The sequence below is a fragment of the Paracoccus haeundaensis genome (assembly GCF_006239215.1).
Classification (GTDB): domain Bacteria; phylum Pseudomonadota; class Alphaproteobacteria; order Rhodobacterales; family Rhodobacteraceae; genus Paracoccus; species Paracoccus marcusii.
This window is the reverse complement of the sequence record NZ_VDDC01000106.1, coordinates 1-1051: the sequence shown is the minus strand read 5'-3', so window position 1 is coordinate 1051 and position 1051 is coordinate 1. Positions and strand designations below refer to the sequence as shown.

Sequence of the window (1051 nt, the reverse complement as noted above, 5' to 3'; positions counted from 1 at the left end):
GGCGATGTTGCGCAAATCAGCCCCGAGCATGACTGCCCCCTTTCCCGCCATTCTTCAGCGGACGGCTTCGATCTCGGCCCTGCCAAGGGCCGAGAAGCGGTTCATGATGGCGATGCGGATCTGGATTTCGGCGGCCTGGCGGGCGGGGTCTCGTGACATGATCCTCTCGCCGAAGAGCTTCAGGCAGTTCATCAGAGCTTCGACCCGACTTCGGACGTGATAGCCGGTCCACTTCTTCCAGAGCGCCCGGCCCAAGCGCCTGGTTGCCCGCAGGATCTCATTTCCCGCGGCAGCAGCGGGACAGTCTTCTTTCCAGGCGCGGCCATTGCGCCGGATCGGTATGACGGCATCCGCTCCTCGGTCGATGATCGCGCCATGGCATCGTCGTGTATCGTAAGCACCATCTGCGGTGACCGTGCCGATCGTCTCTTCCGGCGGGATCTGCGCCAGAAGCTCCGGCAGCAGCGGGCTGTCGCCTTGGCGGCTCGAGGTCAACTCGACCGCGCGCACATCCCCGGTGCCCGCGTCCATGGCGAGGTGGACCTTTCTCCATTGCCTCCGGCGTGACGGGCCATGTTTGCGGGCCTGCCACTCGCCGTCCCCGCGGAACTTGATACCGGTGCTGTCGATCAACAGGTTCAGGGGCTGCCCGGACGCGCGATACGGGACCTGCACCGCGATCCGCGCCTGCCGGCGGCACAGCGTCGAATAGTCCGGAACCGGCCAATCAAGCCCCGCCATCTGGATCAGGCTTTCAACCAGCCCGACCGTCTGCCGGAGCGGAAGCCCGAAGAGCACTTTCAGGGTCAAGCAGGTCTGGATGGCAGCGTCCGAGAAGGTCTCGGGTCGCCCGCGCTTGCCGGTCTTGTCGGCGTGCCAGACCGTCTCGGGATCGAACCAGACCGACAGCGAGCCGCGCTTGCGCAGCGCCGCATTGTAGTCTGACCAGTTCGTCGTGCGGTAGCGGATCGGGGAAGGCTTCGGCATGCCCTCGACCTAACCCTCAGGACGCGCTCAGTGAATCCCCATCACTGAGATGTGCAACAAGGTC

At 65.0% G+C, this 1051-nt stretch carries 1 protein-coding gene; it reads right to left on the bottom strand.

Annotated elements, in window-relative coordinates:
- Positions 1 to 54: 54 nt before the first annotated feature.
- Positions 55 to 987, bottom strand: coding sequence for an IS5 family transposase (locus FHD67_RS20195; RefSeq protein WP_139599861.1), 933 nt, complete (start codon positions 985 to 987; stop codon positions 55 to 57).
- Positions 988 to 1051: the final 64 nt, after the last annotated feature.

Excerpts from the sequence above, each read along its gene's own strand:
- FHD67_RS20195 (WP_139599861.1), bottom strand. The coding sequence starts at position 987 with ATGCCGAAGCCTTCCCCGATCCGCTACCGCACGACGAACTGGTCAGAC.